We start from the raw sequence: 22,837 nt of genomic DNA, 5'->3' as shown, positions 1-22,837 counted from the left end.
AGTAAATTTAGTATCCACTAAAGGGGGTCCTTATGGGACAAACTTAAAGAAGAAACTATTTCCAATACACATCTGAGTTCAAATAGGTACTCGTTAGGTTGGCAAATCATAATTATATCCAAGTCACCTATATTTCCGAGGCATTAGATATACATCCGGTCCTGATCTATCGCTGGCGCAAGGAGTTTAATGACGGTAAGTAGGATGAAAAGTCGAAAGTGAAAAAGAGTAAACCGGTCGGACCTACAAAAATAATCTGCATCAGAACAGTCTTGAGCCAAGGAATGCACTTGCAAAAATTCGGAAATTGGAAAAGCAACTCAAACAGCGTAAGAAGGAAGGGCCCCGTGCCGAGGCCCAAGAGTTGGAAGATTACAGTGTCTCTTCCACAACACTGAAAGATACAGCGCGACTGGCGCGGCGGCCATCGGCACTACGTGCTCGGATAGCATCTACTTTCTTTGCTGGTGTCTCGTCTGTGACGGGGCGCCAGGATTCACCGTCATAATACTCGGTGGCCAACCCCGGGAAGGCCTGGGCAACTTTTAGGTGCCCTTCGTCATTCAACGCCCCTGGCACCGGGATGCGATACCCTACCCCGGTAAGATCCAGCTTGAATAGCTCTTTGTGCCCCACCGCGGCAGCAAATCCTCTCCAGTCCGCCTCCAAAGCGGCAACATCAACGAGACCACTCTCAGCAGAAAACTCCTGCCCTGGGACCGCATCCAACTCCCAGGACGCCTGGTGCCACGCCCGCTCGGCCAGGGCCAGCAGCCGCGGGAATATCATATATTCCACCTGCGCATCGGTGCGCACCACTTCGCTCCACAGATTACCTTGTATACCGCGTACGCTGTTGGCAAAGCTTTCATCTGCCGCTTTCGCCGACCAGGCATTGCCATCGCGATCAGTAGATACTTCTGCCAGTTGGGCCGTGACCAGGGGGGCGTAACTGAAGGTCTTACGTGTGTCGGTATGGCGTGACGCCCAATAGTAACCAAGCTCCTTCGGATCGACCTCGTAAGGCATATCGAAGTACAGAAAGTCGGAGTGAGACTGCACCACGTCAAATCCGACGGCGGCGAAATGCGAGCTTTCATCACCACCACCCCAGAACAGCGGGGCCCAGGAGTTGACATAGTTGTTTTCTGTCGCGAGTTCCTCGCCGGCATCTTTTACAGCTTTAACACCGTCATTCCATGCGCCGAGCGTGGGAATCCCGGTATCATGGACCAGAGAGGCAACACGGCGCGCGTAGTAGCTACCCAGCTCCGAGATGTCCGCAACCGCGCCACTGGCAACCAGCTTCTGGCACTGAGGGGAGCCCGACCACGGCTGCTTGCGAGCACCAGCGCCAACATCTCCTTTGGCGGGGTCCTGCCCTGGCGCATCTTCAAAGCTGTCACCGGCGAAAATATTGACGGCCTCATCGCCACCGAAATGCCAGCTTTGCAGCGGATAGCCTGCGCGCTCGTGCATCGCCTGCACCTCAGACATCACCTTGCCCACAAACTGGTAAGTGGAGTCGGTGCAGGGGTTAACGTAGCTGTCGTCGTAGAACTGGACCGATAGGAAACGGCTGTTGTCTTCTGCATCAATCAGTCGGTAGCGCGCAGCCGCTTCCGGATCTGATTCCACCAGACGGCGATAACGCGCCTCCATCGACACAACCGCAGCCCGGGCATGGGCGGGCATATCGAACTCGGGGATCACCTCGATATGGCGCTCACCGGCATAGCGAACAATCTCGATGTAGTCCTCGACACTGAAATGGCCGCTGCCATTGTTATCCGTATTAGGGCCAGAGCCCAACTGAGGTAACAGACACTGGTTCTCCTCCAGGTCGAAACAGCGGCGAGAACCAATCTCAGTGAGTTCTGGCAGACCGGGCACTTCCAGGCGCCAGCCTTCGTCCTCAGACAGGTGGACGTGGAAACGGTTGAGTTTATAAGCCGCCATCTGGTCGAGCAGCTTGAGCACCAGCGGTTTGGTATGGAAGTTACGGCCTACATCGAGAAAGAGCCCGCGATGGGGGAAACGCGGCGCATCCTCAACCCGGGCTGTCATCAGCGTGCCGGCGCGTACATTGATCAGGCCAAGTAATGACTGAAGTCCATAGAAGGCGCCCGACTGGTCCGCGGCGGTTACCAAAGCGCCTGTCTCTCCCACCTCAAGTTGGTAAGATTCTGCAGTATTCGCAGACAGCTTTGTATCGATCACCACTGATACGGGATAGGCTCCGGCGCCTTCACCAACGAGGCCAAAGGCATCCAGACGCTGTTTTATAACGTTGAGGGTCGCGGTCGATAACGCCCCCCCATCCACAGAAAGACCCGCACTGATATCAACGGCAATACCACGACTTTCGAGCTTCAGGGGCTTGGGGATAATACGGGACTGCCACTGATCACCTTCCTGAACACCACGCCGGGAGAATTCCTCAAACCGACTGGCTGCGGTTGCCAGGACATTGGCATCCGTGGATGCCCGCTTCCAATTATCGGAGTGGTTTTTCTCAATCGGCAGAACCAGTTCGGCAATGCTATTGGAGTCGGTGGATCGGATAACCTGTGCCTGTCCGTTCGCATCGACGGTAAACAGACGCGGCATAAAGTCAGATTCGAACTGGAACCAGTACTCGGCGAGAAAATCCAGCTGCAGCGTCTCCCCTTGTGCCAGCCCCGGGAAATGGGCCAGAGGTACCAAACGGTGCAGATCTCCCTTGACATGCTCCAGGCGCAAATCGTCACGGTTCATCAGCGCCAGGGTACGGCGCACACTGTGGAAGTAGAGACTCCATTCCGAAGCACCCGGTGCCAAAGCGGCCTCGCCGGCGTTGGTCAGCGATATCCGGTAGGTCGAGCAAATTGCCCCGCTGCCGCCTTCGCGCTTGCAACGCTCTGCAAGTTCGTCGCCGGTCGCCTGGTAGTTGGTGAGCACTTCCAACTGCACCGAGAAATCTTCGGCAATCTGCCGGGCCGAACCCCGTTCCGGATTGTCGTGCCCACCGCAACCCGTCAGGACGACCGTCAGTCCCAAGGCCAGGGAAAAGACTGAAATTCTTAGCTTGGTCTTATTCAGGGAGGGGATGGCGCAAAGCATGGGAGTCCTTTTCTATTTGTTATGGCACCAGTGATTGCAAGGTCCACAATAACGAAAAAGACAACGCTGTCAACAACACTTCCATTTAACTTTGTTATTCCTGCGCCTCCCTTACCGGCTGGCGAGCTGGTCGGTGAACCGTAATGATCACCACCGGTAAAGCCCCTGCTTAAGGCAGAAAAGCAACCTACCAGTACCACTCGTTTTCTCCCCTTGATTCAGGTTGATCACACCGTATCTCCCCGGGGACAAGACGTAATGTCTTGCCTCAGTCATATTCTCTTAATGTTCCGCTTTGATCGTGATACGGGTCTCATATCAACTCCAGTGGCGGAACTTTCATTTTAATTGTCTTTACCCCGTAGTAATTCGTCCCTTTCTGCATTGCGATTCCCTATAAGCGATGATATTTTGACAGCGATGTCATTTTGGCAATCGCGTCACCTAACTGCCGATGACCAACAACAAAAATAACTTACTCAAGGTGAACCCAATGAAACACTTTCTCGCGCTCGGCAGTCTTGCCGTGGCGATCTTTGCCGCAGGCCAGGCGCATGCCGTGGACTGCACAGGCCTCCCGGACTGGGATGCCGCAACCGCCTATAACGGCGGTGCAGAAGTCCAGTACAACAGCAACGCTTATCGGGCCAACTGGTGGACACAGAACCAGAACCCGGAGCAGTTCTCCGGCCAGTATCAGGAATGGACGCTGCAAGGCGCCTGTGAGGGTGCTGTTGACCAGCCTCCAGCCGGCTCCATCACCGCCCCCACCAACGGTATGACATTTAGTGAAAATGACAGCGTTATCATTACCGTGGACGCGAGCGATGATAGCCAGGTCGTCAGTGTGGAATTTTTCGTCGATGGTAGCGCTATCAGTACAGATACCAGCGCGCCCTGGCAGGCCAGCTGGACCGCCGTTGCCGGCAACCCGGTGTTGCGCGCACGCATAGTGGACGACGCAGGGCAGGACGCGTTCACCACGGACGTCACCATCACCGTGAGCGCGAGCGGCTCACAAGCCCCGGTCGTCTCGCTCGACAACCCGATAGACGGTACGCAATTGGATACCGGTGCGACTGTATCCCTCACAGCCAGCGCCAGTGACCCAGATGGCAACATCACTTCGGTAGAGTTTTTCGTCGACGGTAACAGCCTGGGGAGTGACACCAGCGCACCCTACGCGATCGAGTGGACAGCGACCGAAGGCAGCCATGTCCTGTACGCAACGGCCACCGACAACGATGGCCAAAGCACTCAATCAGCCTCAGCCAATATCAACGTCACCACACCCGATATCCCGCCAACCGTAACCCTGAATAATCCTGTCGACGGTAGCGTGTTTGATGAAGGCACCAGTGTCAGCATCGCGGCCACAGCCAGCGATACAGAAGGTGCGATTTCCAAAGTGGAGTTCTTTGTCGCCGGGCAGAAAGTGGGCGAAGATTCCAGTGCGCCGTTTAGTATCGATTGGGTCGCCACTCCCGGCAGCGCCTCCGTTTTCGCGAGAGCATTCGATACCGCTAACCAGTCCACTGACTCCGCGCCGGTTTCAATCACCGTAAACGGTGAACCCGTAGCGGGTGACTTCCCCTGTCGTCCCGATGGCTTGTTTACCAGCCCCGGGGCGGCACCGGACTACTGCGATATTTATACCGCAGAAGGCCGGGAGATCATGGGGGCCGATCATCCGCGCCGGATCATTGGTTACTTCACCAGTTGGAGAAACGGTGCCAATGGACAGCCCACCTACCTGGTGAACGATATCCCCTGGGACAAAATCACCCACATTAATTACGCTTTCGCCCATATCAATGACAGCAACGAAGTATCCGTTGGCAACACCGCCGATCCCGCCAACCCTGCCACCGGCATGACTTGGCCCGGCGTCAGTGGCGCAGAGATGGATGCGGACTTCAGCTATCAGGGCCACTTCAACCTGCTGAGCAAATTCAAGAAGCAGCATCCTGAAGTGCGCACCCTCATTTCCGTCGGTGGCTGGGCAGAAACCGGTGGTTACTTCAACGAATCTGGTGACCGTGTTGCCAATGGTGGTTTCTATACCATGACCACCAATGCCGATGGCAGCATCAACCATGCCGGCATTGAAACGTTCGCCAACTCCGCCGTGGACTTTATCCGCCAGTATGGCTTTGACGGCGTCGATATCGATTACGAATATCCCACCTCAATGAACGATGCCGGCAACCCGCTGGACTTTGGCATCGCCAATCCGCTGCGCGGTTCTCTCATGAAATCTTATGTGGAGCTGATGCGTGTATTGCGTGAAAAGCTGGACATCGCGGGTGAGCAAGATGGCACCCACTACATGCTGACCATCGCCTCGCCGTCCTCCGGATACCTGCTGCGCGGCATGGAAACCATGCAGATCACCCAGTATCTGGACTACGTCAACATCATGACCTACGACCTGCACGGCGCGTGGAATGAATATGTGGGCCACAACTCCGCACTGTTCGACAACGGCGAAGATCCGGAACTGGCCGCCGCGAGTGTTTACTCCACTTCCCAGTATGGTGGTATTGGCTACCTGAATATCGACTGGGCTGTGAAGTACTTCCGCGGATCCATGTCCCCGGGCCGAATTAATATCGGTATTCCCTACTATACCCGAGGCTGGCAGGGCGTGAGCGGTGGCAACAACGGCCTGGGCGGCTCTGCCGCACTGCCAAACCAGTCCGATTGTCCGACCGGTACCGGCGGCTCTGCCAAGTGCGGTTACGGTGCCATTGGCATCGACAACATGTGGCACGACCTGGACGAAAACAGCGTGGAAATGGGCGCGGGCTCGAACCCTATGTGGCATGCCAAGAATCTGGAAAGTGGCATCCTCGGCTCCTATGTCACGGACTACGGGCTCGATCCAGCAGGCGACCCGGACGATGCGTTTGTCGGCACTTACGTACGTAACTACGATGCCGTGTCTGAATCGCCGTGGCTCTGGAACAGCACCAAGAGTGTGTATATTTCCACAGAAGACGAAGAGTCAATGGACGCGAAGGTACAGTACGTCATCGACCAGGGTGTCGGTGGCATCATGTTCTGGGAACTCGCCGGTGACTACGACTGGGATGCCGCCAAAGGCGAGTACTATATGGGCTCCACCCTGACGACCCTCGCCTACGACAAATTTGCCAGTGCGGTGCCCTATCGCGAGCAGCGCAGTGATCGCGTAATCCCTTCTGAAGCGATCGATGTGGGTATCGAAATTTCCGGATTCAAACTCGGCGACCAGAACTACCCGCTAAACCCCAAGCTGTACATTACCAATAACACCGGTGGTGTGTTGCCCGGCGGTACTGTATTTGAGTTCGATATGCCGACGTCGACATCCAACATCATTACCGATCAGAGCGGTGCCGGTCTCGAAGTCATTGAGGACGGGGCCAATTCCGGTGGCGGCAATGTCGGCGGACTCGAGAACGAATTCCACCGCGTGCGCTTCGCCCTGCCGGGCTGGCAGGATCTTGCCGATGGCGAGACCTGGGATATGACCATGAATTACTACCTGCCCGTTTCAGGCCCTCAGGCCTACACAGCCACCGTGAACGGTACAACGTACGCACTGGCATTCGAGCATCCGGAACTGCCTCTGGCGACGCCTGCGGGTAGTGGCGACGGCGGCACTGGCGGAGGCAGCGGAGGGACCAGCTGCGCCGACGCCGGTATCGATACCAGCGGACTGGTGACCTATCCACAGTGGCCCTCTGGCGATCACGCCAGCGGCGGTCAACAAATCATTCATGACGGCAGCGTATACCGAGCCAAGTGGTGGACAAATTCGGTTCCAGGAAGCCCCGATGGCAGCTGGGAATTTGTCTGCAACGTGAACTGAGTTTTAGCGGGGGCAGGAAGCCCTCCGCTGTTACAACAGGATGTTGCCAATTTCTCTCTGAAGACGTTACAGGTTATTACTCCTGTACTTGCCCCGGTCTCCGGGGCCTTTTTATTTTTGACCAAGGAATTTTTCTCATGCTCGTAAGCGCAACTTCCCGAACTGCACGCGCGACAATGACTGCCTCGCACTCATGAATCCTGGTACGGAATCAAGCGGTAGCATGCAACAACAGACCAACTACTCTCCCACTAGCCACAGGCGCCTGGCATCCGTCGATGCCTTGCGTGGCTTTGATATGTTCTGGATTATTGGGGGCGAATCCCTGTTCGCCCCGCTGCTGTCCCTGACCGGGCTCGGTGCTTTTGCGTGGGGACAAGCACAGATGCAGCACAGTACATGGCATGGATTTACCCTGTATGACCTGATCTTCCCACTGTTTATCTTTCTTTCCGGAGTTACCCTCGGTCTGGCCAATAAAACCTTGCGGGGCCAGCCACCACAACAACGCCAGAGCGCCTACAAAAAAGCGATCAAAAGACTGCTGATTCTTGTGGGGCTCGGAGTGCTTTATAACCACGGCTGGGGCGCAAGTGTTCCCCCCGACCTGTCCGAAATACGCTATGCCAGTGTTCTCGCCCGCATTGGCTTTGCCTGGTTCTTTGCCGCACTGATTGTCTGGCACTGTCGCCCCATCGCCCAGTACCTGATTTTTGCGGGTATCCTGCTTGGCTACTGGCTCCTGCAACTCGGACTGGGGGATTTCAGTATCTCGGGATCAATTAACGCTGCGGTAGACCAATGCTGCCTGCCGGGCATCACTTATCAAGGCAAGCCGTACGACCCTGAAGGGCTGCTGTCTACCCTGCCCGCCGTCGCCAATGCCCTCGCCGGCGTTTTTGCCGGCCGCTGGCTGCATCTGCACCGAGACCAGCCAGGCAAACTGCTCAGGGGATTGTTCCTCGCCGGTATCACCCTAAGCGCACTCGGCTGGACCTGGAACCTGGTTTACCCGGTGAATAAAGATTTATGGACGGGATCCTTCTCCCTCGTCACCATTGGTTGCAGCCTGCTGTTCCTCGGTTGCTTCTACCTGATTTCGGATATATGGAAGTGGCGCTGGTTTACCACTCTGTTTGCCGTGATCGGTTGCAATGCCATTCTGGTGTATATGGCCAGCAGCCTGGTGAACTGGACCTACACAAGCAAGAGCCTGTTTGGCGGCATTGCCTCTGTATTTTCTTCTGCGGATGCCGGGAACCTGGTGATTGTTATCGGTGTGCTGGCGGTACAGTGGATTATTCTCCACTGGCTTTACCGTCGAAAACTGTTTGTCAGCCCCTAGGGAGCCTCCATCAGGCTTTGCTCCACTCCCTGCTTGCGACTTCCATCATCAAAGTACCGGTCATATGGGATAAAAATACTGCTACTCATATTTATCAACACCCATAATTCCAATAATTCAGCGACAAAAAAGCCGGGCAATGCCCGGCTTTTTCCGTTCAACTTCGATTAGAAATTGTATCGTGCTCCCACAACGAAGCGACGGCCATTTTCATACAGAGACATGAGACGATCCTCATATTCGCTGTACTCTACGACCTGCTCATTGGTGAGGTTCACTGCCTCCAGAGTGATCTGTGCGTTGTCAGTGACGTTGTACGAGAAGCTTGCATCCAGCTGACCAAACGCGTCATTGGACAGCGGGTTACCGTTCCAATGGAAGCCCTTGCTCCACTCCGAGCGATAGTTGTACATCATCCGCGCACCGAAGGTATCGTTTTCATAGTAACCCATCAGGTTAGCCATGGTATCGGAGATACCAACAACACTATCGGAACCAGTATCGGTGTAGGTGTAGTTCGCCTGAACACCAAAGCCGTTGTCGAAGTCGTGCAGCACAGCCAGCTCCACACCAGCGACCAGGCCACCATCACCATTCACCTGGCGACTAAAGTCAACGTCAACCCAGGTAGCAGTCTGTTCATCGTAACGCGCTTCGGTAAAGATCTCCTGAGCCAGGTAGCTGTGGTTCTTTTTAATAAAGGTCGTTGCGGAGAACGCAGACACGTCACCGTAGTACCACTCGTAGGAAACATCTAACTGGTCCGCCAGGAACGGCTCCAGCTGAGGGTTACCGGCCTGACCCTGCGGGTCCGGTGCATTCAGAGCACCAAAGGTCTCGAACGGAGAAATCTGGTTCCAATTCTGACGAGCCATAACACGGGCAACCGCAGTACGAATCACCATATCGTCATTCAGGTCATAAGCAATGTTGAAGCTAGGCAGGATTTCGCTGTAGTCGTTATCTTCCGTGACCCAGGCCAGGTAAGACGGGTTCAACCAATCGCGATCAATCGTTTGGAAGCCCCAGGAATCGCTGCTGAATTCGTAGCCGGAAGAGGCTTGCTCTGTAGACACATAGCGCAGACCGAAGTTACCGCGGTAGTTGTCGCCCTCGAAATTCGCCTGAGCGTATACCGCAAAAATGTCTTCCTCTACTGCCCAGTTATTTGCCAGTTGGAGAGAGCGCGCGTAATCGGCACTGACACCATTCAAGCCAACAAACGCAATTTGCTCCATCACGTCACGCATTTGCGCCAGTGCGGTGGTGGAGTTACCACCGGCGGGTGTATCAAAGCGCACAACGCCGCCAGAGTTCAAACCACAAGAAGATAAAGTTGGGCAATTTGCGAAGATATAATCAAGGTATGAGCCAGCGAGATCCTCGTTGCCAGTCATAGTCTCAGGACCATGCCAGCTGTATACAATGCGCTGCTGGGTACGCTCGGCGCTGCGAACCTTGACACCTGTCTCGATAGAAGTAAATGCACCCACCTCAATCGGCAGCTCGAGATCTACCTGGAAGTAGGTTTCTTCATCAGTGGTCGGGCGCTCACCGCCCCAGATCCAGCCAGCGGCATAGGCATCTGCATCACTAGGCGCAGGATTGGAGTCGAGAGATGGAGCGTTCAGGTCAAACTCATAGTCGCCACCGGACCAACCATACTCCCAAGAAGTCTCGCGATAGGTACCGCCCTTGGCAGAAGTATTACCGGCAACAATATCAACGCTGAATGCATCAGTTACATATTCGGCAGTCAGGGTATAGGACTGAGATTCAGAGGAAGATACGCGGTTGATCCAGTTCACAACACCACGGCCCTCACCAGAAATCTGGGAAGCCACAACACTGTTGCCACTCAGCTGACCATTAGTTGCATGATCGACCGCATTGTCTCCTGCGAATACCAGCCAGTTGGCATTCATGTTATCCGCGTCCATGCTGGTGTCCAGCACGTCCAGAGTCAGCTGCAGCTCGTCGGTCGGACGCAGCTGAGCAGACAGGAATACAGTTTCGCGCTCGCGCTCCTGAAAGAAAGTCGGGGTACCCATGGTACCGGGAACCATTACGCCAGGAGTGGCTTCGTCGGTCCAGGACAGCACTTCAAAACCGGAACGCTGAACAGTGCGGTCCTGCTTGGCCGCAGATACCAGCACACCAAAGGTTTCGCTATCGTTCTTCCAGGAGTACTGGCCAGAGATGCTCGGGTCATACTCTTCCGAAGTTTCGGAGTAGATGCTCTCTACTGCAACCGCAGCCTGACCCGCGTCGAGGTCAAGCGGGCGGTGAGTACGCACGTTAACGGTACCGCCCAGGGAACCTTCGTCCTGAGAAGCCTGCGGGCTCTTGGTTACCTCGAGGGAGGAAATCAGAGTGGAAGGCAACAGGGTAAAGTTGAAGCTGCGAGACGGATTATCCAGAATGAACCAGTCAGCAGTACCGACAGATTGACCGTTCAGGGTTGTACGGTTGTAATCTGGACCCGCACCACGAATAGAGACACGTTCCCCTTCACCGAACTCGCGGCTTACCGCCACACCCGTGATACGGGATAGAGATTCAGCGATGTTTTTGTCCGGGAACTTACCGACGTCTTCCGCAGAAATTGCGTCGACAATTGCACCAGCATTTCGCTTGGTGCTCAAGGCATCCTGGAGAGAGCCACGAATACCGGTTACAGAGACTTCCTCAATAGCTTCATCCGACTGGGCAGTCGCCAGCGGAGCCATCAGGCCACCACTGAGTACAGCTGCACTGATAGACAGAGCGAGTTGATTGCGCTTTAGCATCGATTTCCCCTTCCTTGCTTATTATTTATATGAAGGTTGTGAGTAATTTTTTTTATTTCACCTCGTACCGCAAAATGATAGCGCTGTCATTTAGGGTTATGATAGCGCTGTCATTCTAAATAATCGAAGATACACAGGATTACCCGGAATTGCTACCGTCTTTGGAGTAAAAAAACCTTCGGTCCGAGCGATTGATGTAACGACATTCCGCACCTCGTAGATACCAAAACCCTTTAATTTAAAGCCGTTAGCTCAAGGGCGGAAAATCCGGGGGGCCGTTTCGCGAGCTTCATCCACATCAAATCCAGCACTTACTTACGCTACTCACGGCGAATTTCCGGTCATTTCTGCTAGGATGGCGGACAGACCAACGGTGCAGCGACAAGCGCCGACGAAACAGTTCAAGGACCAGACGGCCCCATGAAAGCCACCATTAACGACGTCGCCGCGCATGCGGGAGTATCCATAAAAACCGTATCCAGGGTCATCAACAACGAGCCCTCGGTGCGCCCCGCAACCAAAAAGAAGGTCGAGGATGCGGTCAAGGCCCTGAATTACCAGCCCAACCTGGCCGCCCGCAATTTGGCCAGCTCCCGGACATATACCATCGCGTTTATTTACGACAACCCGAACGCCTACTATGTGATCGACATGCAAAACGGTATCCTCAATGCCTGTAAGGCCAGGGGCTATGAGTTGCTGATCCATCCCAGTAACTCCAAATCGGCATCGGTCCACGATGAACTGAAAAATCTGGTCGAACACTCAAAGGTGGCCGGACTCGTTTTGACTCCGCCTTTTTCAGAAACACCGGCCGTGATCGAGACACTCCAGGGTCTCAACGCAGACTACGTACGCATCGTTTCCAAAACCGCGGATGTAAAGGACCAGGACAACTGCATTCAGGTAGACGACTCTGCCGCCGCGTTTGATATCACCCGCCACCTCATCGGGCTCGGCCACAAGCGCATCGGCTTCCTCTGCGGTGGAGAAGAACACATTTCTACCCACAGTCGTCTTGACGGGTATCGGCATGCCATGAAGGAAGCCGGCCTCCCTGTGGACGAATCCCTGATTCTCAAAGGAGAGTACTCGTTTGATTCCGGCGTTCAGGGTGCCAAAGCATTGCTTGGTACTGACAACCCACCCAGTGCCATCTTCGCCAGCAACGATGAAATGGCGGCCGGTGCACTCTTTGCCGCTCGATTAATGAACGTCGACATCCCGTCCCAGCTCTCCATCGTAGGATTCGAAGATAGCCCTTTCTCCAGGCAGACCTGGCCGAAACTGACAACCGCGCACCAGCCCAACAACGAAATCGCCAAGTGTGCTGCCGCACTCGTGCTGAGCAAAGCGCGCGGTAAAACATCCGGTGAGAACGCCAGCGCCAGCAAGGAAGCGGGTATTCAACGTGAATTCATTCCCGAGCTCGTCGTACGTGATTCGAGCGGAAGCGCTCCGGGCAACTGATCCTTCCAACTTTTACCTCCCCCCAAAAAAAGCCCTCCTTTAAGGAAGGCAGGTTCACGCGAGCCAAAGGGATACAACGACGAGAATCAAACTGACTGATGCAACATGCAGCGGAATTATTTCCAGCTGCGTATCTTGTGCCCTTTCAGGGCATAGAAAAGGATGAACAGGTAACACGGCAGCGCTACCCAGTAGCCCGTGCGCACTTCACCGGCGATTTCGGACAGAGGACCGAAACCAAAGGTTGGGATAATGGCCCCACCGGCAATGCCCATAATCAACAGCGCAGACCCCTGCGCGGTCAGACGTCCAAGACCGTCCAGGGCGAGAGGCCAGACGGCGGGCCACACCAGTGCGTGCGACAGCCCCATCAGGGCAACGAAAGTGATGGTGTCAGGGACTACTGGAGCGATACCACTCCACCCCCACAGGATATCGGCCAGTAAAGTACTTTCCTGTGAACCAAACAGCACACCGACCACACACAGGCTGCCAGCCACCGCCGACCCGAACAAGGCTTGCTGCTGGCTGATAAAGCGTGGAATCCCTACAACACCAATGGTGTAACCGATCACCATAAACACCATGGTGTAGGACGTGAGGGCGGCGTAATTGGACAAACCAAGACCTTCGCCATAGAGGCCGATGGTGTCACCCGCAATAACCTCGACACCAACGTAGGCGAACAGCGCCAGAGAGCCGAGTACAACCTGGGGGTAACGCAGAATATCGAGGAAGCTTCCCTCAGATTGGCCAGCGTCATCTTCGTCGATTTCCGGCAGGCCGGAAAACTTCACCAGTCCAACCAACGCGAACAGCGCAATCGCCATGTAGATGTAAGGCATGATCAGGCGGCTGGAAACTTCCGCCAACTGGACTTCCCGTTCAGCCGCAGACAGTTCGGCCAGTGATTCACTATTGAAATCGGTCAGGCCAGACAGCACAAGCGCTGTAAAGGCCAAAGGTGCGAGCACACCCGCGCTTTTACTGATAATGCCCATGATGGCGATACGCATGGCCGCGCTTTCAGCAGGCCCCACCTTCACCACGTAGGGGTTTGAAGCCGTTTGCAGAATGGTCAGGCCAGCCCCCAAGCCAAACAGAGCCACCAGGAAAACCAGGTAGCTACCGGTTTGCACAGCCGGAATAAAAATCAGCGCAGCGACTGCCATGATCGCAAGGCCAATGGCCATGCCATCGCGGTATCCCGTTTTACGCAGGATAAACGACATAGGCAACGCCATGACGGTGTAGGCAATATAAAACGCAAAAGTAACGAACAGCGCCTGGAATTCTGTGAGATCACAGAGCACTTTCAGGAACGGCATCAGCGAGCCATTCAGCCAAGTCACAAAACCAAAAATGAAAAACAGCATGCCGATAATTGCCATAGGCAACAGGCTGCTGCGCGTCTCTCTTTGAACACTAACGGCGGATTCCATAAGAAGCACCTTTTATATTTATTGTTGTTTGAACGTATTACGAAAAAAACTTCAAATGCTGTGAACCTCCCTGCCCGAAATCCAGGTCCTGCGTACCTGCAACTCGCTATCCAGTAAAATCATGTCTGCCGGCGCACCCACTGCCAGTCGGCCACCTTCCACGCTGAGGAACGTCGCCGGATAAAGGGAGGCCATTCGCAGCGCTTCCTCCAGTGGCACATCACACCAGTCTCGAATATTTCGTACGGCACCGATCATATCGAGGTGAGAACCTGCCAGCTCTCCGGTAGTCGAAGTCAACTTGTCACCCTCGCGGGTCACCACGCGCTCAAATAAAGGAAAGCTGGTCTCTTCACTACCGACTAGCGACATGGCATCTGTCACCAGTATCAATTTCCCCCGGGGCTTGGCCTTCAAAGCCAGGCGAATTGCATCCGCACAAACATGATGGCCGTCAACAATCAGACCACACCACGCATCGTCGCTGATCAACGCCGTTCCGACCACACCCGGTTCCCGAGACTGGAACGGCGACATCGCGTTATACAGATGGGTAAATCCGCTCGCCCCCGCTTCCAATGCCGCAGCGGTTGTCGCCCCATCGGCATTTGAGTGCCCAAGACACACATGCACGCCCAGCGACACCAGCTTGCGGATATCCTCCAGCGCAACATTTTCGGGCGCCAGCGTCACGACTTTTACACCCAGGTCGTCACGCGCGTAAATATCCAGCTCTGCCTGACTGAGACCTCGAATAAAACGTGCTTCATGGGTACCCTTTTTCGGAGTACTGAGATGCGGCCCCTCAAAGTGCACACCGATAATGCCGGGTATTTTTTTACGCAAGGCGGTACTAATCGCGTCCGCCGCACGCTGCATGACTTCAACCTCATCAGTGATGAGTGTCGGCAACATACCCGTGGTGCCAAAACCGGCATGCGCACCGGCCATCTTCTGCAACGATGCCAACGTCGGTTCATTGTTTAATAATGCACCCCCACCACCATTGACCTGAACATCAATCAGGCCCGGCGCCAGGGTACCGGGCAAGCGCTCCGCGCCAGAAGCCGGTACATCACCACCTATCGCAGCAACTCTGCCATCGGCATTGATTGAGACCGGGATATCATTGAGAACCCGCTCACCATCAAACAAACGCTCTGCCAGCAACACCTGAACCACGCGCAACCCCCCTGCTCTAGCGGTCAAACTCAGACCGTCCGGGTGACTTTTTTCAGACCTGCCGGCTCGTCCGGGTTAATCCCACGGCTGACAGCGATATGCGCTACATCAATATAGAAACGCTGCAACAGAGGTAGCGGAGCAACGCGTGGATGTATGCCTTTTGCAGGCACATGCAGATTAATCAGGGTGCCACCGCGACGGATAATATCTGCGATTTGTTCGCTATGCGCCTGATAAGATTCATCTTCAATCGGCACATTGATCACGGTCAGCTGCTGCTCAACCAGGGTTACCGGCCCATGTAAGAACTCCGCACTGGAAAAAGGCTCTGCATGGATATTGCAGACTTCCTTCAGCTTCAGCGCCAGCTCGCGGGTAATGCCATAACCCGGTCCACGACCCAACACAACCAGGTTTTTCACCGCAGCGAGATCTTCCGGACGCAGTTGGGTCTCCGCGGAAACCACATCACGTAGCGCCTGCGGCAGTTCAGCAACAGCCTTCAGCATCTCTTCGTCTTGCTTCCAGTTGGCTACCAACTGCAGCACCGCGGATAACGTCGCCAGATAGCTTTTGGTCGCTGCGACCGCTTTTTCCGGCCCGGCTTTCAAAGGCACCATCAAATCGACGATATCTTTGATCGGGGCCGATTCATCATTCACAAAAGCGACGGTATAGGCACCGGCCTCTTTAGCCATCTTCGCCTGAGCCAGGATGTCAGGACTACGGCCCGACTGGGAAATGACGATGACTAAGGAATCTTCCAGCTTGAGCGTGCGCCCATAGACACTGGATACAGAGGGCGCCGCAGCGAAAGTCGGCGTACCCGTCTCGATTTCAATCAGATATTTGGTAAACACGCCCGCATGATCAGAGGACCCACGCCCCACGATCATGACAAACCGCGGCGGTTTGTTGCGCAGGCGTTCACCCAGCTGGGCCATTACCGCAGCATTACTCTGCAGCTGTTCTGCAATACAATCCGGGGCTTCACGGGCCTCGGTTTCCATAATTGTCATCGCCATGACCTGTCTCCCTTAACGGCTCCAGCGGGAAAATTCAATTCCGTACCAATCTTTTCAATTATCCGAACAATGCTTTTTCATCGGCATCGATAGGACCTGCACTGCCACTCGCCACCTCGGCAACACATTGGCGAGCAAAATAAACACAGCCAAACTCCGGCGGGTCCAGGGCTTCCGCCACACGCTCCACAACATGCGGAGCCATCCACTGCTTCAGACGCGGTGCAACGCCGCCGATCAGGGAAAGCCGAGGAGCATTCATTTCAAATAATTTATCCGCAAGGTCACTGATGTAACTTGCACCATCACGCACGATCGCCAGCGCAACCGGATCACCAGCTTCCGCATATTCCACCACCGGCACTGCAAGGCGCGCATAATGACTGGAGGATTTTCCACCAATGCGCTCAAACACTTGCTGGGCATCGGCACTTTCCAGCGCTGACAGCAATTCATCTTTCAGTCGGGAATCTTCAGCGAGACCATCGAGGGCCAGAAACAAGTACTTGACCGCCTCCATCCCCATCCAGGCACCGCTGCCCTTATCGCCATGGGGGAACCCATGGCCGCCCAAAAGGCGAGCCTCACCATTGACCCAGGCGTAACCGCAAGAACCGGTACCGGCAATAATGACCGCCCCATCACCACCACGATGCGCACCAAGGCAGGCCGAGTGCTGATCAGTGGTGAGGAACATCTGTTTGAAGGGGTGCGCCCAGGCATCCATTTCATTGTAGAGGCTTGGCATATTAACGCCCGCAAGACCAACTCCGGCGACGAGTTCACCGAGCGCTTGGGGCGGAAGGCCTGCATCAGAAAGCGCAAGCGTGGCGGAGCGCACAATCGAATCTATTGTTTGCGCATAACCGTGGAGTGGATTCGCGGGGCCTGATATCCCTGTGCCCAACACCCGATTGTCACTGTTGAGGATTGAAGCACGGCACTTACTGCCGCCTCCATCGATACCGATATAAAGAATTTCCCTGTCTCCCAACGCAGCCATCAGAAACGGCCTCTAAGAATTTGTATTGTTATGTACTACATCCGGGCTTCCCAGTCCCCCGGAAGTAACGCCAGAAGAGCAATAAACGCTCCTGCGCTAACTATTTGTAGCCATACTACAAGATTGATGACAGCGTTGTCAGCAATTTTTAAAAATTTCCTGTCTGCATACCGCCGCCCCCCAAAGGTCAATTGGAACACCTTACCTGCAGGAAAGTGTTATTCCCTCCTAAGATGGACGCCCGTCACATTCGGCTCCCAAAAGGAGGTCAAGCTACTGTCCCGCTATGGCAATCTCTCCAACGCAGAGGCAGAACACGTGATCGAATCTGTTCCCCCTGCTCCCAGGGGAAATTACCTGCTTATTGAGCCCCAGCAGGCGCGACAAAACCATATTGCTACACGTTATACTAATAAATATGTTTAGATATTACGCAGCTTTAACACTTAAACAAATCTAATAAAATTATTTCTGCACCTATATTTTTGGCTATTTACGCTTTGAAAAATTTCAGTCACACATAAAAATGGTCACTTAAATTAGAACCCTTCAGCGTTTTTCACGTTAGAACACAAAAAACAATAGTAGTATTGCTACTTGAAATATTTCCCACGCATCAATAGAAAAGATCTCTCAATAACCTAATTATCTTACAGACTTTTAAAATATTGCTGTGGGATCTTGGTCGGCATTCTATTCGTAGCAATAGTGTTATTTTCACCCATTATCTAAGTTAGAAGCCTTCTGGTACGATAAACACTATTTGAAATAGGCTGCACCAAAATATCGACCAGACACTCTGGTTTAACAGTTAGCTTTGGGCAAATATCAACCGTAGTGACTTGAATTTGTTATTTTTGTATACACCTTATTGACTTTTCATGCTACCCATATCAAAGATCAAGAGCAGACGCACATATCCACAGTAAAAAAATCGCTAACTTATTGTTTTTGAATGATTTACGCCTGTGATCAAATGCAGCAAAATATCAGGATATAATTCAGTCGCGATATATCCACTAGATTAATTTTCCACCAGTGCTGGCTAACATACTGATTTATATGCTTTTTCCGGCTAGAGAAGCCTTCTATTCTTAGGGTATATTGACTGGTGATATAATGCAGCTGCTTTTGAATACACTGTTAAGTGCACAAGAGGTGTGTGTGAAATACCTAGTCGTGTCTTTTATTGTCTTGCTTAGTGGTTGTGTCGTTGTCCACGACAAAACTAATGAGGCAATAGCAGAAGCCTTCATTGGTTCATATTTTGCGCTCGTCAAAGATGGCTACTTGTATGAAGGCCGGTGCGCCGATGTAAATGCGGGTATCCAATCGACAGAATGGTGCACTGCTGTCCAAGCTTTTAACTCTGGGAACGAATATTCAACTACACCTAAAGACTATCAGCAATACCTTGCTTCAAAGGCCTCATGGGATCAAAGGCTATTCACGAAGCTAGCATTCGAGAAGCAACGCACAATCATTAAGGCTATACCCAAGGGCACTGTATTCAAAATGACTAGGTTGGTTCAATATCCTTGGGGGTCCAACGGCTACTATTGGGCTATTCGAGCCGAGATAGTTTCAGGGGATAATAAAGGTTTAGAAATAGAGCTCCCCACTAATTCTGTACTGGCCTTCCCTACATGGCTAAGTACTAGGGGCACAACAAATCCCCCGGAGTTTGATAGTCAATACATGAAAATCTGTGCAAATGAAAAGTGCACTTAACAAACGCAAGCACGAGGAACAATTTTCCGCTCCTTCGTCGCTACAAATTGTCCCGTGTTGCGGGCGTTATGTGTCCTCGGGTTATCGGAGTATCTATGTGGATTAGAGAACTGAGAAGGGCTTTATCTGAGGCTTTCGGTACTAAATGTATCTGTTGTTTTTGCGGTAAATTGATAGAAGATGAACCTGCTGTGACTATCAATTTAGGCCTCGGTGATGAGGAAACACAGCTTATGTATTCTCATGGTGGGTGTATACAGAATAGGCTTCATTCCTCAATTCCGTTTATTCCACCATCGGAACAAGAGGGCTGCTAAGACGCTCCCTTGGGGCCACATAACAAAGCCGGGCAATTTGCTCCGGGCCTGCGGCCCTCCGCGGGACAGCTTACCCTGTGCACCTTTTGCGCAGGTCGCTTTGCTCCCATTTTTGCGCAAAACGCGCACAAGGTAAGCTGCCCCTGCCGGCGGCGTTATGCAAAAGACTTACCCACGTTTAGTAGACACCCTGTATAGTTAGGTTTAGTCCTAACACGGAGGTGTATCATGGGTAAGAAAAGAACTCAGGCGTATACGGAGGAGTTCCGTAGAGAAGCAGTTAAGAGAGCGGAAAAGCCTGGAGCAACAACGGCCTCCGTGGCACGAGAGCTAGGCGTCAGCGCACAGCAGATCTACAACTGGCGTCGTCAATTTAATCGACTGTCTGATAAGCAGTTCAATAGTTTAGGCGGCGTCAACTATTCCAAACAGGAAAGCGCTGAAGTTCGCAAGCTCAAGAAGGAACTGCATGAAGCACGTCAGGAGGTTGAATTTCTAAAAAAGGCAGCTGCGTACTTTGCGAACCACCGAGAGTAAAGTACGCACTGATACAAGAGCATGTAGGGTCATTCCCGGTTAGCTTGATGTGTCGGTGTTTAGAAGTCTCAAGATCGGGTTATTATCGATGGCGAGGGCGGTTGCCACCTCCTCACACGATTAGAAAGATACGAACAATCGATAAAATCCGAGAGACGTTTACTGCGTTTAAAGGTCGTTATGGGGCGCCTAGAATCGCTTGCGAGCTTCGAGAGTTAGGTGAGCCATGTTCACGGAACTACGTCGCTAAGCTTATGCATCAGGAGCATATTAAAGCGAGAAACGGCAAAGGCTTTCGATATAGTCAGCCCGTAGAGGGGAGCATTAATGTCTCCGCCAACTTACTTAAGCGTTGCTTTGATGTGGATCGACCAAATTGCCGCTGGACAAGTGACATTACGTATATCTGGGTTCTGGAGCGGTGGTTGTACCTCGCGGTAGTTATGGATCTGTACTCTCGACGTATTGTAGGTTGGGCATTCGACTCCCAGATGACGGATGAATTGACACGTCGAGCATTGAAAATGGCTCTAGAGCGACGACAAATAAAGCCTGGACTAATAGTTCACTCTGACAGGGGTGTGCAATATCGATCGCAGAAATACCAGGATCTCTTGTCCGAAAGCAAGTGCAAGCCGAGTATGAGTCGCCAGGCTAACTGTTGGGATAATGCGGCAATGGAATCATTCTTTAGCAGATTAAAAGTCGAGCTGGTCTATGCCGGAACATTCGAAAGCGAAGAGCAAGCAAAATCTGAGGTGTTTGAATACATTGAGATTTTCTACAATAGGGTTCGTAGGCACTCTGCATTAGGCTATGTAAGTCCAGCAGAGTATGAGCGAAAATACGCATAGTTAGAGTGTCTACTTTTTGTGGGCAAGACCAGCAAATCTAGAGAATCAGAATGGCTTGTACTGAAACCTACGCTACGTTAAGGATATTTTCAGATGAAATGCACCCTGACGATATCGAAAAGCATATAGGTATCAAATCGACGGATTCGGTCCCTAGAGATCTTAATTCAAAATATAAACCCAGAAGAGAGTTTAATTTTTGGTCTAGAACTACCGAAAATGATTTGAACTCTACAGATAATGTGGAACATTTGGAGTTTTTGCTTTCACTACTCAAAGGTAAAGAAGGCCGCCTTTCACTCCTTCAAGATTCAGGCTGTATGACAGATATATTTTGCCGTTGGGATTCAACTGGACAAGGTGGGCCTAGCCTAAGTGTGGCAATGATGAATGAGCTCGTAAAATTGGGGTTAAGTGTTTCTTGGGATATGTACTTTGACGACGAAGATAATGCATAACAAAGCAAACCAGCATCAGTCGCTGTGTTCCTTGGACAGCCTTGCCGTCGCTTTTTTATGCTTGGCTTCGCCATTTTAGCATAAAAAAATCAACAACAAGTCTGCCGCTGTTTGCGGCGTTATGTGAATTATATTGATATGCTAAAGGAATATCTAAATCTTAGATTGATAGGGGCTTTTTTATTGATTTCAGTATTTGTGGTCATGCATATAGGCTATTACGATACTGTACTATTGATTCCATTTATAATCAGCATCCCGCTTCTTGGATACAAAATGGTCCCAAAAGATAGGGTTGAAACGTGGCCGCACAAGTTATTGTATTTTATATGGGCCAGTTTGGGAATGTTTCTAGGAAGGCATATTGATACCCATGCTTTATCATTCATTAAATCAGTATTTGACGATATTTTTATTGTTTCACTGCTATGTTTAGGCGTGTTCTTAATTTACTATGCTAACACGATTAAAAAATTATCAGAGAAGAACGAGGCATGAAGCACATAACAAGTGGCGGCAATGCGCAGCCTTTGGCTGCCGGACTCAGCACTGTGTGCTTCGCCGCTGCGCCAGACGTTAACTGTTGTAAGAGACAAAAGTGATACCTGATAAATTCGATAGAATTGAAAATCCAGACTGGGAGCCTGATGTTCTTGTGCAGATATGTCTTTCCGGTAAAGATATCATCGTAAAGAATGGATACCGACCTCATTACAGGGTTAAAGCCGACTACCTCACGACTACAATTCATTGGTTTATTGATGCGGGGATTGCGGAACCTAACAGGCGCACTCTAGCGTTTGTTAAATTCATCACGCCAGAGGCATACCCAAAATGCCTAGAGACTGGTGCTCATCTGGAGGTTCGAGAAGGCTCAAGAGTAGTTGGCCATGCTGAGATACAGGAAATATATAATGAGCAATTACGCAAAGGCAGCTAACAATTACAGGCACGTTGCTACGGCCCTTCGGTCCTTCGCGGGACGGCCTACGTTGCGCTCTGGCCGCCCGTGCTGTGGTCGTTAAGTTTGCGGTCGAGTGATTGCGAAAAATCAAAAAGGATAACGCATTGAAGTTGATAAAAAGGTGGGTGCTGACACTGCTATGTTTCTTTGCTGCAATTACATGCTATGTATTTGGTATTCCGGCAGGCGGCGCAATTTTCCTGGTTCTAGGTATAATTTTTGAAGGCATATTTTGGATGCGGCTTTTTAAGCCGTAAATCTCACTAAGTATAGAGCTGCTTATAATGGGCACCGTGCCAATCAAACTTAACCAGGCGCTGCACCGGACGGTCAATGCTATGCACCTTTGTGCTGGTTACTTCGCTCCCATTTTCGCGCAAGACGCGCATAAGGTAAGCCGCCCCTGCTGTGGGCGTTAAATTCTTGAGTCATGCAGAAAGATATCAAGTATAGAGAAAAAGAATTCATGGTCTTACTCGAAGAAGAGTATGGCTATAAGCATTGGTTCTGGTTTCCTCAAATGACACCATTTGAATTGGAAGCATGGTGGAAAAAACTAGATACAGTAGATCCCTATTTTATGACTCCTGAACCATTACCGGGTGATGTCATATTCGCAGAGGACATGGAACACTGGTATTCATTGCAAGAAAAAGGAAAGCACTATCAAGCGCACATACACTGTGACGACGATAGCTGGCTAATGAGATCGTTAGAAAAGTATGTTTATCATATGGGCTATGAAGGCGAAAAATAACG

General features: G+C 52.2%; 16 protein-coding genes. 9 read left to right on the top strand and 7 right to left on the bottom strand.

What is annotated here, in order from left to right:
- Nucleotides 1–372: 372 nt before the first annotated feature.
- Nucleotides 373–3,102 (bottom strand): family 20 glycosylhydrolase, encoded by a 2,730-nt coding sequence (locus ACJJJB_RS03090; RefSeq protein ID WP_444945478.1) that lies wholly within the window; start codon nucleotides 3,100–3,102, stop codon nucleotides 373–375.
- Between the two features lie 493 nt (nucleotides 3,103–3,595).
- Here ACJJJB_RS03090 and ACJJJB_RS03085 point away from each other — a divergent pair, with 493 nt between their 5' ends.
- Together ACJJJB_RS03085 and nagX are read left to right on the top strand one after the other, a co-directional pair.
- Entirely contained in the window at nucleotides 3,596–6,958 is a 3,363-nt protein-coding gene (locus ACJJJB_RS03085; protein ID WP_445365720.1) for a chitinase C-terminal domain-containing protein, read from the top strand.
- A gap of 223 nt (nucleotides 6,959–7,181) precedes the next feature.
- The gene (gene nagX / locus ACJJJB_RS03080) at nucleotides 7,182–8,303 is read left to right on the top strand and encodes a transmembrane glucosamine N-acetyltransferase NagX (protein WP_282951333.1); all 1,122 of its coding nucleotides are present in this window, start codon (nucleotides 7,182–7,184) and stop codon (nucleotides 8,301–8,303) included.
- 167 nt (nucleotides 8,304–8,470) lie between these two features.
- Here the strand turns inward: nagX and ACJJJB_RS03075 are convergent, their stop codons facing one another.
- On the bottom strand, nucleotides 8,471–11,092 hold the full coding sequence (locus ACJJJB_RS03075; protein WP_445365719.1) for a TonB-dependent receptor: 2,622 nt from the start codon (nucleotides 11,090–11,092) through the stop codon (nucleotides 8,471–8,473).
- Nucleotides 11,093–11,512: 420 nt separating this feature from the next.
- Between ACJJJB_RS03075 and ACJJJB_RS03070 the strand changes: the two genes are divergently transcribed.
- Entirely contained in the window at nucleotides 11,513–12,562 is a 1,050-nt protein-coding gene (locus ACJJJB_RS03070; protein WP_445365718.1) for a LacI family DNA-binding transcriptional regulator, read from the top strand.
- Nucleotides 12,563–12,678: 116 nt separating this feature from the next.
- On the opposite strand, the gene ACJJJB_RS03065 is transcribed toward ACJJJB_RS03070, so the two are convergent.
- From ACJJJB_RS03065 to nagK, 4 genes are read right to left on the bottom strand one after another with little or no spacing between them, the layout of a single operon-like run.
- Nucleotides 12,679–14,004, bottom strand: a complete 1,326-nt coding sequence (locus tag ACJJJB_RS03065; protein WP_282951334.1) for a sugar MFS transporter — start codon at nucleotides 14,002–14,004, stop codon at nucleotides 12,679–12,681.
- A gap of 51 nt (nucleotides 14,005–14,055) precedes the next feature.
- Nucleotides 14,056–15,213 (bottom strand): N-acetylglucosamine-6-phosphate deacetylase, encoded by a 1,158-nt coding sequence (nagA, locus tag ACJJJB_RS03060; RefSeq protein WP_445365717.1) that lies wholly within the window; start codon nucleotides 15,211–15,213, stop codon nucleotides 14,056–14,058.
- 2 nt (nucleotides 15,214–15,215) lie between these two features.
- A complete protein-coding gene (gene nagB-II / locus ACJJJB_RS03055; RefSeq protein WP_445365716.1) occupies nucleotides 15,216–16,214 on the bottom strand; it encodes a glucosamine-6-phosphate deaminase NagB-II in 999 nt (332 codons plus the stop codon).
- A 58-nt stretch (nucleotides 16,215–16,272) separates the two neighbouring features.
- Entirely contained in the window at nucleotides 16,273–17,217 is a 945-nt protein-coding gene (nagK, locus tag ACJJJB_RS03050; RefSeq protein ID WP_445365715.1) for an N-acetylglucosamine kinase, read from the bottom strand.
- Nucleotides 17,218–18,381: 1,164 nt separating this feature from the next.
- Between nagK and ACJJJB_RS03045 the strand changes: the two genes are divergently transcribed.
- The 5 genes from ACJJJB_RS03045 to ACJJJB_RS03025 all read left to right on the top strand — a co-directional run bounded on the left by ACJJJB_RS03045 (nucleotide 18,382) and on the right by ACJJJB_RS03025 (nucleotide 22,054).
- Nucleotides 18,382–18,948, top strand: a complete 567-nt coding sequence (locus tag ACJJJB_RS03045) for a hypothetical protein (protein WP_282951338.1) — start codon at nucleotides 18,382–18,384, stop codon at nucleotides 18,946–18,948.
- Nucleotides 18,949–19,493: 545 nt separating this feature from the next.
- On the top strand, nucleotides 19,494–19,802 hold the full coding sequence (locus ACJJJB_RS03040; protein WP_282951339.1) for a transposase: 309 nt from the start codon (nucleotides 19,494–19,496) through the stop codon (nucleotides 19,800–19,802).
- Nucleotides 19,757–20,656 (top strand): IS3 family transposase, encoded by a 900-nt coding sequence (locus ACJJJB_RS03035; protein ID WP_445366262.1) that lies wholly within the window; start codon nucleotides 19,757–19,759, stop codon nucleotides 20,654–20,656. The genes ACJJJB_RS03040 and ACJJJB_RS03035 overlap by 46 nt, the downstream gene beginning before the upstream one ends.
- A 50-nt stretch (nucleotides 20,657–20,706) precedes the next feature.
- The gene (locus tag ACJJJB_RS03030) at nucleotides 20,707–21,114 is read left to right on the top strand and encodes a DUF4279 domain-containing protein (RefSeq protein WP_282951340.1); all 408 of its coding nucleotides are present in this window, start codon (nucleotides 20,707–20,709) and stop codon (nucleotides 21,112–21,114) included.
- Nucleotides 21,115–21,712: 598 nt separating this feature from the next.
- Nucleotides 21,713–22,054 carry a hypothetical protein gene (locus ACJJJB_RS03025; protein ID WP_445365714.1) on the top strand — a complete coding sequence of 114 codons (342 nt, stop codon included), beginning with the start codon at nucleotides 21,713–21,715 and terminating at the stop codon, nucleotides 22,052–22,054.
- A 287-nt stretch (nucleotides 22,055–22,341) separates the two neighbouring features.
- Here ACJJJB_RS03025 and ACJJJB_RS03020 read toward each other — a convergent pair whose 3' ends face one another.
- On the bottom strand, nucleotides 22,342–22,467 hold the full coding sequence (locus ACJJJB_RS03020) for a hypothetical protein (protein ID WP_445365713.1): 126 nt from the start codon (nucleotides 22,465–22,467) through the stop codon (nucleotides 22,342–22,344).
- 41 nt (nucleotides 22,468–22,508) lie between these two features.
- Here ACJJJB_RS03020 and ACJJJB_RS03015 point away from each other — a divergent pair, with 41 nt between their 5' ends.
- A complete protein-coding gene (locus tag ACJJJB_RS03015; RefSeq protein WP_445365712.1) occupies nucleotides 22,509–22,835 on the top strand; it encodes a hypothetical protein in 327 nt (108 codons plus the stop codon).
- Nucleotides 22,836–22,837 lie beyond the last annotated feature (2 nt).

This window comes from Microbulbifer variabilis (genome assembly GCF_052468405.1).
This window is presented reverse-complemented; position numbering and strand designations above follow the sequence as displayed.